Source organism: Massilia sp. PWRC2 (assembly GCF_049896725.1).
Taxonomy (GTDB): domain Bacteria; phylum Pseudomonadota; class Gammaproteobacteria; order Burkholderiales; family Burkholderiaceae_D; genus JAFCUW01.
In genome coordinates, this window is the sequence record NZ_JAFCUW010000005.1 from 44674 (window position 1) to 57296 (window position 12623).

The 12623-nt window shown below is 66.2% G+C and carries 11 protein-coding genes; 5 read left to right on the top strand and 6 right to left on the bottom strand.

What is annotated here, in order from left to right:
- Both ACP7BZ_RS11435 and ACP7BZ_RS11440 read left to right on the top strand, forming a co-directional pair.
- The coding region (locus ACP7BZ_RS11435) for a beta strand repeat-containing protein (protein ID WP_426113165.1) at window positions 1-2841 on the top strand (2841 nt) is incomplete at its 5' end.
- Between the two features lie 89 nt (window positions 2842-2930).
- On the top strand, window positions 2931-3989 hold the full coding sequence (locus tag ACP7BZ_RS11440; RefSeq protein WP_426113167.1) for an Ig-like domain-containing protein: 1059 nt from the start codon (window positions 2931-2933) through the stop codon (window positions 3987-3989).
- Between the two features lie 80 nt (window positions 3990-4069).
- Here the strand turns inward: ACP7BZ_RS11440 and ACP7BZ_RS11445 are convergent, their stop codons facing one another.
- The 4 genes from ACP7BZ_RS11445 to ompR all read right to left on the bottom strand — a co-directional run bounded on the left by ACP7BZ_RS11445 (window position 4070) and on the right by ompR (window position 7732).
- Entirely contained in the window at window positions 4070-4444 is a 375-nt protein-coding gene (locus tag ACP7BZ_RS11445) for a YXWGXW repeat-containing protein (RefSeq protein ID WP_426113168.1), read from the bottom strand.
- A gap of 124 nt (window positions 4445-4568) precedes the next feature.
- Window positions 4569-5528, bottom strand: coding sequence for a threo-3-hydroxy-L-aspartate ammonia-lyase (locus ACP7BZ_RS11450; RefSeq protein ID WP_426113170.1), 960 nt, complete (start codon window positions 5526-5528; stop codon window positions 4569-4571).
- Between the two features lie 63 nt (window positions 5529-5591).
- The gene (locus ACP7BZ_RS11455) at window positions 5592-6962 is read right to left on the bottom strand and encodes an ATP-binding protein (RefSeq protein WP_426113172.1); all 1371 of its coding nucleotides are present in this window, start codon (window positions 6960-6962) and stop codon (window positions 5592-5594) included.
- Complete coding sequence (ompR, locus tag ACP7BZ_RS11460; RefSeq protein ID WP_426113175.1) at window positions 6962-7732, bottom strand: two-component system response regulator OmpR; 771 nt, start codon at window positions 7730-7732, stop codon at window positions 6962-6964. The genes ACP7BZ_RS11455 and ompR overlap by 1 nt, the downstream gene beginning before the upstream one ends.
- Window positions 7733-7957: 225 nt before the next feature.
- Here ompR and ACP7BZ_RS11465 point away from each other — a divergent pair, with 225 nt between their 5' ends.
- On the top strand, window positions 7958-8422 hold the full coding sequence (locus ACP7BZ_RS11465) for a hypothetical protein (protein ID WP_426113176.1): 465 nt from the start codon (window positions 7958-7960) through the stop codon (window positions 8420-8422).
- Between the two features lie 192 nt (window positions 8423-8614).
- Window positions 8615-10462 carry a flagellar assembly protein A gene (locus tag ACP7BZ_RS11470; RefSeq protein WP_426113717.1) on the top strand — a complete coding sequence of 616 codons (1848 nt, stop codon included), beginning with the start codon at window positions 8615-8617 and terminating at the stop codon, window positions 10460-10462.
- Between the two features lie 41 nt (window positions 10463-10503).
- On the opposite strand, the gene arfB is transcribed toward ACP7BZ_RS11470, so the two are convergent.
- Window positions 10504-10905, bottom strand: a complete 402-nt coding sequence (arfB, locus tag ACP7BZ_RS11475; RefSeq protein ID WP_426113178.1) for an alternative ribosome rescue aminoacyl-tRNA hydrolase ArfB — start codon at window positions 10903-10905, stop codon at window positions 10504-10506.
- A gap of 1 nt (window position 10906) precedes the next feature.
- Window positions 10907-11974: an HDOD domain-containing protein gene (locus ACP7BZ_RS11480; protein WP_426113180.1), complete on the bottom strand. Its 1068-nt coding sequence runs from the start codon at window positions 11972-11974 to the stop codon at window positions 10907-10909.
- Between the two features lie 171 nt (window positions 11975-12145).
- Here ACP7BZ_RS11480 and ACP7BZ_RS11485 point away from each other — a divergent pair, with 171 nt between their 5' ends.
- Entirely contained in the window at window positions 12146-12616 is a 471-nt protein-coding gene (locus ACP7BZ_RS11485) for a chemotaxis protein CheW (RefSeq protein WP_426113182.1), read from the top strand.
- Window positions 12617-12623 lie beyond the last annotated feature (7 nt).

Below are 12623 nucleotides of genomic sequence, written 5' to 3' on the forward strand. Positions count from 1 at the left end.
GCGAGCAGCTTCGACGTCGCCGCCACCATCAGCGCGCGCGCGCTGACGGCCACCCTCAGCAACGCCGGCGTCAGCAAGGTCTACGACGGTTCCACCAGCAGCAGCCTGCTGCCCACCTATCACCTCACTGGCCTGATCGGCGGCGACCTCGACGCCAGCATTGCTGCCAGCGGCGCCCTCTACGATACCGCCCACGTGGCCAGCGCCAGCAAGGTGACCGTCTCTGGCCTGGCGGTCGGCGCCATCGCCGGCAGCCAGGGCTCGCAGGCCAGCGACTACGCCTTGACTTCGAGCAGCGCCGAGGTGGCGGCGGCAATCACGGCGCGCACCGTTACCCTCGGCGCTGGCAAGACCTACGACGGCAATACCAGCCTGACCGGCGCCGTCAGCATCGGCACCGGCGTGGCGGGCGAGACGCTGGCCTACAGCGGCGCGCTCGCCAGCAACGCCAATGTGGCGACCGCTGGCAAATCAATCAGCGCGATCACGCTGGCCGACGCCACCGGCCTGGCCAGCGATTACCGCTTGCCGCTGCTCGACGCGGCCCACGCAGCGCTGACCATCACGGCGAAAACCGTGGCGCTGGCAGCGAGCAAGACCTACGATGGCAGCAGCAGCCTGACGGCTGCGGTGAACATCACCACCGGCGTGGCCGGCGAACTGCTGGCATACAGCGGCGCCGTCGCCAGCGACGCCAATGTGGCCGTCGCCGGCAAGACCATCAGCGCCATCACCCTGCTCGATTCGGCCACCGCCCGCGCCAGCAATTACGCCTTGCCGGCGCTGGCCGCCGCGCCGGTGACGATCACGCCTTTCATCGTCAACTTGACAGCTGCGCGCGCCTACAACGGCAGCACCGTGGTCGATGCGTCGGTGTTCAACTTTGGCATGCTGCCGCACAGCGAGACGCTCGGCCTGACGGGCAGTGCCAGCATCGTCGACCAGCACGTCGGCAGCGCCAAGGCCGTCAACCGCGGCAGCCTGGCGTTGGCCGATGGCACTGGCCTGGCCAGCAATTACACGCTGGCCGGCGGCGTTGCCAGCGCCACCATCGAGCAGGCGCTGCTGACGGTGTCGGCCAGCGTCGCCAGCCGCCGCTACGACGGCAGCACCAGCGCCACCCTGACGGCTCTGGCGCTGGGCGGCGTGGTCGATGGCGAAACATTGCGCGTGGTGGCTGCCGGCGGCGTCGCCTTCGACGACAAGAATGCCGGCGCCGCCAAACGCGCCACCATCAGCGGCATCACGCTGCTCGATGGCGCAGCCGGTGCCGGCCGCGCCAGCGACTACACGGTCGTCGGCAGCGCCGCCACCAATGCCGCCATCGGCCGCGCCGACCTGACGGTCGCTGGCGTGGTGGCGCTCGACAAGGTGTATGACGGCAGCACTGCCGCCACCATCAATGTCAGCGGCGCGGTGCTCAGCGGCGCGTTGCTGGGCGACGACCTGCACGTGGGCGCCATCAGTGGTGTATTCGCTGACAAAAACGCTGGCCTTGCCAAGGCCGTCACCGGCAGCGCCTTTGTCCTGACCGGCGCCGACAGCATCAACTACAGCCTGGTCCAGCCGGCTGGCCTGAGCGCCAGCATCGTGCCACGCAGCCTGGCGGTGACGGCGGCGGCGCTGGACAAGGTCTACGATGGCAGCGTGGCCGCCGCCGTCAACCTGCTCGACAACCGCATCGCCGGCGACCGCCTGAGCGTGGCGGCCAGCGCCGCTTTCCTCGACAAGAACGCCGGCATCAACAAGTTCGTCAGCGTCAGTGGCATCAGCCTGTCGGGTGTTGACGCCGCCAACTACAGCGCCAACAGCAGCACGGCGTCGTTTGCCAGCGTGGCGCGGGCCAATCTGGCGGTGACGGCGGCGGCGCAGTCGAAGCTCTACGACGGCAGCAGCGCCGCCAGCGTGGCCCTGCTCGACAACCGGGTGTTGGGCGATGTGCTCGGCCTGTCCTACGGCAGTGCCGCCTTCGCCGACAAGAACGCCGGCGTCGGCAAGACGGTGACCGTCAACGGTATCAGTCTGAGCGGCGCCGATGCCGGCAACTACAACGTTGGCAGCAGCGCCCTTGGCCTGGCCGATATCGGCAAGAAGGTCTTGACCGTCAATACCGTTGGCCAGTCCAAGGTCTACGATGGTGGCACCAGCGCCAGCGTGACGCTGGGCGACGACCGCATCGGCGGCGACGCCCTCAGCCTCAGTTATGTCAGCGTGGCCTTTACCGACAAGAACGTCGGCGCTGCCAAAGCGGTGACGGTCAGCGGCATCGTCGCCAGCGGTGCTGACGCCGGCAACTACAGTGTCGCCAGCAACGCCAGCACCAGCGCCGCCATCACGCCGAAAAGCCTGACGGTGCGCGCCACCGGCGGCAGCAAGGTCTACGACGGCAACACCACGGCGCCCGTCACGCTGGCCGACAACCGACTCGCCGGCGACAGCCTGGTGCTGGCGGCGAACGCCAGCTTCAGCGACGCCAGCGCCGGCAGCGGCAAGGCGATCGGGGTGAGCGCGATTCGCGTGAGCGGCAGCGACAGTGGCAACTATGCGCTCTCCAGTAGCGTGGCCAGCGCCGTCGGCGCCATCACGCCGCTCGCTGACGTCTGGATCCTGCCGTCGCCGATGCCAGCGCCGGCAGCGCTGCCCGGTTCTACCACGGTGAGCACGGTGAGCACGGCGGCGCTGCCGGCGCTGCCGCTACCACTGGCACCGGCAGCGCCGCTGCCAGCCATGCCGGATGCCGCGGGCGAGACGCCATTGTCGCTGCCGGCCGGGCTTGACGACGCCGACGACCGTCAGCGCGAGGGCGTGGCGATGGCGGCAGCACCGATGGCTCGTCCGTAATCTGGCAACGCAATTTCCGCCAGCGGCCTCGCAAGGGCCGCTGGCCAACTGATTGAAGTAGCTGAAGTAGCACGATGCAAAGGAATTTTATGAAAACGAAGATCATTCAAGGGGCAAACCTGCTCGCCGTTGGGGTCGCCCTGGCCCTGGCCGCTTGTGGTGGTGGTGGTGGTGGTGGCGGCAGCGGCGGCGGCACGGCCAGCGTGCCTGTCACGCCGGCACCGGTGACGCCGGTGACCGACGCCAACGCCCAGGTGCCGCTGGCGCCGGCACCGACCTATCTGGCCGCCAGTGGCAATGCCGCCGTCTACACGGAAGTCAATACCGTGCGCAGCAGCATAGGTTCGGGACAGCTGACCCAGAATGCACCGCTCGATGCGGCCGCGCTGGCACACTGGAACTACATCAACACCGACGACGGCTCGCTGCTCAAGTCACACACGGAGACGGCCGGCGTGGCCGGCTTTACCGGCGTCGATCCGACCGCGCGTGCGCTCGCTGCCGGCTACCGCGGGGTGGTGGCCGAATCGATGTTCGGGCAAAATCTGGCTGCCGACGCCTGGGGTAGCTGCGCGGATGCCTGGGCCAACAGCGTCTATCACGTCGCCGTGCTGTTTTCGAATGCGCGCGACATCGGCATGGCCGCCGGCACCACCAAGGCCTATCCGGCCTACGGCAAGTACACCGTCTGCGTGCTCGAGGTGGGGGTCGCCACGGGCGCAGCCGAACAGCTGCCGCCTGAAGGCACGGTGCGGGTCTATCCGTACGCCGGCCAGACTGGCGTGCCGCTGGTGTTTTTCAACCATACCGAGTCACCCACGCCGCTGCCGGCGTTCGCCGAACTGGGCGCGCCCATTTCGCTCAACTTCAAGGCCAAGCCGGCCACCACGGCGCCGGCCATCATCATCAGTGTGCTCAATGTCGCCCCCACTGCCGGCGGCGGCGCGCTCGATGTGCGCATCCTGGTCAACAATATGGCCAGCAACGGGCCGGCGGTGACGCCCGACAGCAACCAGGATATCTATACGGCCACGCTGGTGCCGACCGCGCGCCTGACGGCGTCGACCAGCTATACCGTCACGTTCGCCGGCACCGTCAATGGCAAGGCCGCCGCCAAATCGTGGTCGTTTACGACGGCGGCGAACTAGTGTGGTGAATCAGCAAGTGTTTGCTGTGTAGGAGAGGGGGCAAGCAGCCTCACTAAACGGCGTGAAGGCCGGGCTTGCTGTTAGTTGCGGTTCGGATTGTTCGGGCGCGCATCGTCGCGGTTGCGCACGCCGTCGCCGTCGTTATCGCCGCGTGCCCAGTTACCGCGCGACATCTGCCATTTGCCATCGCGTTCGGCCCAGGTCGGCTGGTTGTAACGGTAGCCGCGGCGTTCGCGCACCCAGCTGCCCTTGGCCCAGACGTAATGGTTGTTGCGCCATTCCCAGTGACCGTTTTGCCATGCGTAGCCGCGGCGCGCTGGCGGTGCCACTTCATTGCGCGGCGGCGGCGGCGCCTGGCGCACGATGACGACGGCCGCTGCGGCCGGTGCGGTGACGGCGACGCCGGCGCCAAATGATCCGGCGATTATGGTGGCGAGCAAGATTTTCTTGATCATGATGTCTCTCCTTGAGTGGGTGTACCAACGTTATAAAACGTTCTCAGGCACAGGTATGTGCGCTGCCGCGCTTTCGCCTGTAACAGTTGCTACGGTAACATTCTTGTAACAATTGGACAGCTTCTTACTGTGTCACCAGGCTGGCAAAGCGCGCCAGGTCGACATTGCCGCCGCTGACGATGATGCCCACCCGCAGGCCGGCCACTGGCACCGCGCCGCACATGGCGGCAGCGGCGCCCAGGCAGCCGGTCGGTTCGACCACCATCTTCATGCGCTCGGCGCAGAACTTCATGGTCTCGACCAGCTGGGCGTCGCTGACGGTGACGATGGTATCGACGTCGCGCCGGATCACGTCAAAATTGTGGGCGCCCAAGTGGGTCACCATGGCGCCGTCGGCGATGGTGGTGGGCACGGCGATGGTCACCACGGCGCCGCTGCGCAGCGACTGCTGGCCATCGTTGCCGGCTTCCGGCTCGACCCCGATGACGCGGCAGGCGGGGCTCATGGCGCGTGCGGCCAGCGCCGAACCGGCCAGCAGGCCGCCGCCGCCAAGGCACACCAGCAGCACATCGAGCGGGCCGGTTTCTTCGAACAGTTCCATGGCGGCGGTGCCCTGGCCGCAAATGACGTCGCGGTGGTCGTACGGTGGCACCAGGGTCATGCCACGCTCGTGCGCCAGGCGGCGGCCGATTTCTTCGCGGTTTTCCGTGTAGCGGTCATACACGATCACTTCGGCGCCGTAGCCGCGGGTGGCGTCCACCTTCAGGGCGGGGGCGTCGTGCGGCATGATGATGGCGGCCTTGATGCCGGCCAGCCGGGCCGCCAGTGCGATCGCCTGCGCATGGTTGCCCGACGAGTAGGTCAGCACGCCTGCGGCGCGCTGGGCGTCGCTAAAGCGCGCCAGCGCATTGCAGGCGCCGCGAAATTTAAAGGCGCCGGTGCGCTGGTAGTTTTCGCACTTGAAAAACAGCTGCGCCCCGGTGCGCTCGTTGGCGGTGCGCGAAGTCAGTACAGGGGTGCGGTGGGCGATGCCGGCGATGCGGGCGGCGGCGTCCTCGACGTCGCTAAACTGCAGTGGGGTCATGGGACAATCCGGTAGTCGAAAGAAGCTGCAGTATAAACCGCGGCCCTGGCCCCGGCCCTGACCTTACACCACCGCCATCGCCAGCCCGATATGCAGGCCGCCGCCGTCGCGGTTACGCACGCTTAACGTGGCCTGGTGGCGCAGCACCACGCGCTCGACGATGGCCAGACCCAGGCCGGCGCCATTCGCCTGGCCGCGCGCGGTGTCCAATCGGGTAAACGGTTTTAATAGTTGTTCGATCTGCGCTGCCGGCACCCCTTCGCCGTGGTCTTCCAGCGCGATCACGGCGCGCCTGCTGCCGCCGATGACCCGCACATGGCAGCCGATGTCGATCTCGGTGTAGCTGGTGCCGGGCGTGACGCCGTAGCGGCGGGCGTTTTCGATGATGTTATTAAAGACCCGGCGCAGGTCGGTGGCGTTGGCCATCACCACCACCTCGGCCTCGATATCGGTACGCACGCGCATGCTGGGGATGCGCTCGGCGGCGCGGGCGACGTCGGCCAGCAGCTCGCTCATATTGACCGGCACGAAGCTCGACGTCTCGGTCGGCTTGGCGTAGTCGAGGAACTGGCCGATGATGGCGTCCATCTGGGCGATATCCGATTGCATGCCTTCGCGGGCGTCTTGCGACAGCTGCGCCATTTCCACTTCCAGCTGCATGCGCGTGAGCGGGGTGCGCAGGTCGTGCGAGATGCCGGCCAGGATCAGCGCGCGGTCGGTTTCGACCCGCTGCAGGTCGTCGACCATCTGGTTGAAACTGCGGTTCGCTTCGATGATCTCCTGCGCCCCCTTTTCGGGCAGGGCCGCCGGCCGTTTGCCCTGGGCGATGGCGCGGGCGGCGGCGGTCAGGCGCGCCAGCGGCAGGTTGATCAGGCTGGAAATGAGCGCCGCGCCCAGCAGCGAGAGCACACCGACCACGCCGGCCCAGCCCAGCCACTGCACGCCCGACAGCCCTGACAGGCGCTCCCGTTCGAGCATCAGCCAGTATTCATCGCCGTCGATTTTAAAGCTGATCCAAAAGCCGGTGGTGCCGTTGACGTTGCTGGAAAAGCGCGTGTCCTTGCCCAGCTTTTGCTTGATCAGTGCTTCGATCTCCGGCATCAGCGGGCTGTCCGGCGGCGGCTCGACGCTGTCGGTGGGCAGCAGCGGCAGCACGCGGATGCCCTCGTTGCTGACCAGCTCAAAGAGCAGCTCGGTGCGCAGGTCGGGCGCCGAGTGGGTCAGGGCGGCGTGGGTGATGGTGACGACGGAGATGACCAGTTCGGCCGTCTGCTCGACCTGCGGGCCGCGCTGGACCGCGCTGATCATGGCGATCCACGAACCCATCGACAGGGTCGTGAGCAGGCCGAGCAGAAGGAAGGTGCGCCAGAACAGGCCGCTCTTGAACCAGCTCAAACGGGGTGCACGCACGGGCAGGGCGTCGGCGGACAACACTAGCGCGGCTGACCTTCCGGGATGAACACGTAACCGAGACCCCAGACGGTCTGGATGTACAGGGGCGAGGAGGGATCGGGTTCGATCAGTTTGCGCAGGCGCGAGATCTGCACATCGAGGCTGCGGTCAAACACTTCGTATTCGCGCCCGCGCGCCAGCTCCATCAGTTTTTCGCGCGACAGCGGCTGGCGCGCGTGGCGGGCGAACACTTTGAGGACGGAAAATTCACCGGTGGTCAGCGGCACGGTCTCGCCGCTTTTTTTCAGGGTGCGGGTGCCCAGGTCGAGCACGAACTGGCCGAACTCGAAGGTTTGCGGGGTTTCCGATGGCGCGCCGGGAATTTCGTCGGGACCCTTGCGGCGCAGCACGGCGCCAATCCGCGCCACCAGTTCGCGCGGGTTGAACGGCTTGGGCAGGTAATCGTCGGCGCCCATTTCGAGGCCGACGATGCGGTCGACGTCTTCGCCCTTGGCGGTGAGCATGATGATGGGCGTCTGGTCGCCGGCGCCGCGCAGACGGCGGCAAATCGACAGACCATCTTCGCCGGGCAGCATCAGGTCGAGCACCAGCAGGTCATAGCGCTCGCGCAGCCACAGCTTGTTCATGGCGGTGGCGTTTTCGGCGGTGACGACGGCAAAGCCCTGTTCTGTTAAATAACGGCGCAGCAGGTCGCGCAGGCGGACGTCGTCGTCGACCACCATAATCTTGGCAAGGTGACCATTGCCTGTAGTCACCGTTGTATTGTTGCTCGAATTTGAAGGTTGAATCATGGTCATGAGCCTGCTGGAATTGTCATAGTGGTAGCGCTATGGTAACGTCTTATCGCCGTGCAAACAGCGTTGCTTTTAGGTCATTACATACTGTTACAAACTTTACCCAATCTGCCTTATGCCTGCCATCGAATCGACCTACACTGGGGCTATAGCGCAAGTAATGGATACAAGTAATGGCTACCAAGCTTATATGGTAATGCGGCATCGCGGAAGAGGGACACTATGAAAATCGCGCCATCGGAGATTTGGGCACCAGCAGGAACCGGGTTCACCGGCAAGCTTGGCTTGCTGCGCGCGTTGTTCATTGGTGTAGTGCTGGCCGGCGCCGGCGGCGTCAGCCATGCTGGCGGCGCTGATCAGCGCGACTCGAGGGACCAAGCGCGCGATCAACCGCGCGACCAGCGTGATCGCCCGCAGTCGCCGCAGCCATCACGCGAGGCGCCGCAGCAACGGGGCGACGGCCGCGCGTACGAGTTGCGTGCTGACGACGCCCGCCGCTTGCAACAGGCGCAACAAATGCAACAAGCGCAGCAAATGCAACAATCACAGCAAATGCAACAAATGCAGGGCGCGCAGCCGCAGGAGAGCCGCCGCGGCGGCCGCCTGACCCCGGACGAGCGCCGCGAGTTGCGGCGCCAGATCAACGAAGCAGGTATGGACCTGTATCCGAACGCACCGCGCCGTTAATTGCGATCCCTGCCTCGACCAGTGCCCGCGCTGGTTGCCTCCTCAGTGCTACAAAAGCAACATACTGCTGTCTATCCCTGCGCTTGATGGTGCCCTTGCCGCACGCCTCGTGTTACGCTACGAAAACTTGTAGTAAGAAAAACTAACTAACCGATTGAGCAATGTCATCGGATTCGGAGCGTCACTGTGTCGATGGTTTCTCTGGCAGCAGCAAGGCACTATCCGCCGGTGGGCGGACTCGATGCGATTGGTCTTGAACACTGCATTTACAGGCAGGAGGACGGCATCTACGCCGATTGGGCGGCGCTCGGCCAGAGTTGCATGGCCGCCTACGAATACCTGATGCGCGGCAATTTTTACTTGACCGGGATCGACTACGGCGCGCTGCTCGAAGCGCTCTATGAGCTCGGCACTGATGGGGCCGCCGGCCCGCTGCGGCTGGCCAGCGGCATCGACAGCTTCGAGGCCGCGCGCCGCGCGCTGTACGGGCAGGTCAGGCTGACCGATGGCGCGGCCGAATACCTGTTTGAAGCGGCCAGCGCCGCCACCCCCGCCAGCGCACTGACGGTCGACGAATTCGTCGCTCACCTGTGGAGCCAGGGGGTGCGCTTCGGCCTCGACGTCGAGGCCATCGGCGCGGCGATCAGCGCCATGGCCGCTGGCGACAGCGCGTTTGTCACGGTGGCACGGCGCCGCCTGCCGCAGCCAGGCCAGGATGGCCGCATTGTCGAGGTGGCAGCCGAGCTGCACCGCAGCGATGCGCCCCGCCAGCTGGCCAGCGGCAAGCTCGATCTGATGGCCTTCCAGAACCGCTTCCCGCAAATCAAGGCTGGTTCCCGCCTGCTGCAAAAGCTGCCGGCGCGCGCTGGCGTGGCCGGGGTCGAACTGTCGGGCGCGCGCGTGGCCGCCGCCGTCCCGGCCGAAGTGGAGTTGGCGCCGATGGTGGGCGAGGGCACGGCCATCGCGCTTGGCGCTGACGGCCAGTTCCTGGTCGCCCAGCGGACCGGCTATCTCGACCTCGATCCGGCCACCGGCAAGATCGCCATCAGCGACAAGATCATCAGCCGCGATGGCGTCTCGTCGCGCACCACCGGCAACCTGCAGTTAAGCGGCGACTACGAAGAATTCGGCGAGGTGCAGGAAAAGCGCGTGATCGAAGGCGAGGGCATTACCATCCACGGCGACGTGTATGGGCACCTGATCTCGCGCGGCGGCGCCATCGTATTGCGCCGCAACCTGGTCGGCGGCGCCGCCACCAGTGCGCATGGCGCCATCCGCATTCTCGGCCTGGCGTCGAACGCGACGATCGAGTCGCGCCGCGGCGACGTCCTCATTGATCGCGCCGACCACTGCATCATCGTCGGCGCCCGTGTGCGCGTCGAGCACGCGGTCAATTGCGAGATCCTCGGCGACGAGGTGCGCGTCGCTCGCGCCGAAGGCTGCGCCATTGCCGGCCGCCGGGTGATCGCCGACCAGGTCGGCCCGCGCAAGCAAAGCGACATGCTGGTGTTCGCGCTGCGCCCCGACAGCAGCGAAATCGACAAGCTGCTGGCGCTGATGCGTGCGCGGCTCGACAATTTTGCCGCCAGCGCCGCCGCCCTGCAAGAACAGATGGATGCCATGACCGGCCAGCCGGAGGTGCGCAAGTACATGCTGCTGGCCTCGAAAATTCGCAAGAAAGAATTGACCCTGACGACCGAGCAGCTGCCGCAGTTTCAGAAAATGGCGCAAGCGCTGGGGCCGGCCCTGAAAGCCATCGCCAGGGTGTCGCTCGACTTGAAGGCCGCCACCACCGAGCGCGATGCCGGCCAGGCGCTGGTCGACCAACTGTTCGAGCAGCGCCGCAGTTGCGATACCGCGGCGCAGGTGGAAATTACCAGCGTCAGAGGCGAGACCGTGGTGCGCACCATGAAGTACGATCCGAATGCTGGCCTGCCGCACGATATGGCGCTCAAGGATGTCAAGCTGCGCCTGCGCGGCAGCAGCGCCGGCGCGCTCATTTTCGCCGGCAGCGCTGGCACGGTGGCGTGGAGCAGCTGAACCGAATGACGGCCCTTGGACTGCTGAACTGCTGAACTTGCTTAATCCTGCACCTTGCCGCGCAGCGCCTTGGTGGCGCCACTGCGCGTCTTCGATTCCAGCCGCCGCTGTTGCGAGCCGCGCGTGGGCCGGGTGGCGCGCCGGATCAGCGGTGCCACCGCCACGCTGTCGACCAGTTCCTGCAAGCGGCGCAAGCCGTCGGCCTTGTTTTGCTCGAGGCTGCGCGATTGCTGCGCCTTGAGCACCACCACGCCGTCGCGGGTGATACGGCTGTCATGCAGCGCCAGCAGCCGCTCTTTGACCGCCGCTGGCAGCGACGACGGCGCCACCGCAAAACGCAGGTGCACGGCGCACGAGACCTTGTTGACGTTTTGCCCGCCCGGCCCCTGGGCGCGGATGGCGGTGAACGCCACTTCGGCGGCGTCGATGGCGGGGCCGGCCATCTCAGGCAGCGGGGCTGGCGCCGTCGACGGCTGGCGTCTCGAGGCTGGCCAGCAGGCGGTAGGCGTTGCCCGCATACGGCGGCAGGCTGCCAAACAGGGCCGGATCGTTCAACAGCGCGCGCTCGTGCTCGACCAGGGTGCGCAACTGGCCGAGGTAATCGGTGACGGTCAGCAGGCGACCCAGCGGCGACACTTGCGCGCCTTTTTTCACACCGCCCTGTTCGCCAATCGCACGGGTGACGCTGTCGGGAAATTTCCATTCGATGCCGATGGCGCAGGACAGGCTCCTGGACTGGCGCAGCAGTTCGGCGCAAAACAGTTCCGAGCCCAGGCTGCGGTCGTCCTTGGCGATCTGGTCCATCAGGCGCAGGGCGACGATCAGGCCGACGTGCTGCACCAGTCCGGCCAGGAAGGCCTCGAAGGGATCGATGCCGAGCGCCTCGGCCAGCTGGCGGTTGGCCACCGCCACCCGCTCGGACAAATCCCAGATGCGCGGCGCCAGGCGGCGCGTGTAGTGGCCCGAGTGCATATCGATGATGGGGCGGAAGGCGACGCTGGTGATCAGGTGGCGCAAGCCTTGCTGGCCGATTACCATCACCGCGTGCTCGACGCTGGCGATCTGGGTACCGGTACCGGTCAGCGAACTGTTGGCCATGCGGATGACGGCGGCGACCAGCACGACGTCGCCGGATATCGTGCGCGCCAGCTGGGCCCCCGAAAAATTATCGCTGCGCAGGCTTTGCAGCAGCTGCGGCAGCATGCCCGGCATGCGCCGCACCAGCGCTTCGCCTGATTGCTGGGCATTGACGATGGCGCTGAGGGCGTCGAGCACCTGCACTTCGAGCTCGCTGGTGTCGAAGGCAGCGTCGCCGACGGTGTCGAACAGCCATTGGTGGTACAGATGATTGACGCGGTCGAGCTGGTCGAAGGAAACCACGGCGCGCGGCGCCGGCCGCGCGGGCGGCAGCGATACCTGCGCTGGCGCGGCTGGCGGCACCGCTGGCGCGCTGTGATCGCCCGCACTGCTGCGGCCCTTGCCGGAAAATAAACGCTGCAGCCAATCGAGCATCGGTGTCCTTTTTGTTAAGCAATGTTATCGACCAAATATGGCAGGCGCATTGTATCGCCTCGCCGCTGGTAGATGGTGTACGGAAATGTTGAGTACTGTCAATTTCGTACGACGCGATGGGATTAGCATGGGAATTTGCTATCGCAGTGTTTTCAGAACGAAAGGTTTGCCATGACAGTTGCCAGCGCCTGCAGCGGCCGCACCCAGTATCTGCGTTTCCAGCTTGGCGGTCTCGAATATGGTCTTGATTTTAGCAAGGTCAAAGAATTGCGCGTGCTCAAATCGCTGGAACGCTTCGCTTCGGAAGGCGAGATCATCAGCGGCGTGGCGGTCTCGCGCGGGGTCATCATGCCGATTGTCGACATGCGCGTGGCCGTCGACGGCGCGCGCCGGGCGGCCGATCCGCTGACCGATGTCATCATCCTGCAACTGTGCAATAGCGTGATGGGCATGGTGGTCGATGGCGTCACCGATGTGGTGTGGCTCGATGCCGCCGAGATCGAGTCTATCCCCGGCGCGGCGGCGGTCGACTATCTGCTGGGGCTGGGGGTGTGCGAGGGCCGCCGCCTGATCCTGGTCGACATCGATAAGCTGATGTCGATCCGCAAGGCGGCGCCCGCCGGCGCCGTGCAGGCGGCCTGACGGGCTC